Here is a 539-nt window from a genome sequence, read left to right on the forward strand (position 1 = left end):
CGTTGATGGCGTCGTAGCCCTCGCTCATCGATTCGCCGGCCGAGCGGAACGCGTCGTTGTCGACGAGGAGGACGGCGTCGGCCTCGCGGGCGACGGTCTTGAGCGACCGGCCGGCGTTCACCTGATACAGCGCCCCTTCGTCCGCCCCGGGCAGGATGCCGAGGACGTACACCGGCACGTCGTAGACGCCGGCGAGCGCCTTCGCGAGGACGGGCGCGCCGCCGGACCCGGAGCCGCCGCCGAGGCCGGCGACGACGAAAATCGACTCCGCCTCGGCCGTCACGCGGCCGTCGAGGGCGGACATGACCTCGGTCTGGTCCGACTCCATGACCGCGGCTCCGAGTTCGTTGTCGCCGCCGACACCGTGGCCGTTGACGCGGTCTTGGCCGATGAGCACGGTTTCGACGGGAAGTGACTGGAGGTGCGCTTTCGCGGTGTTCACCGCGACCGCGTCGAGCACCGCGCCGAAGCCCGTCTGCCGGTCGAACGACTGGAGCGCCGACGCGAGCTTCCCACCCGCTTGCCCCACACCAATCAGG

General features: G+C 70.9%; 1 pseudogene. It reads right to left on the minus strand.

The annotated features are described in order from the left end of the window. Positions 1-538: pseudogene (gene cetZ2 / locus D3D02_RS18830) on the minus strand (tubulin-like protein CetZ2); the annotation flags it as partial. Position 539 lies beyond the last annotated feature (1 nt).

The organism is Halobellus sp. Atlit-38R (assembly GCF_003665925.1).
In the GTDB taxonomy this organism is placed as follows: Archaea; Halobacteriota; Halobacteria; order Halobacteriales; family Haloferacaceae; genus Haloquadratum; species Haloquadratum inordinatus.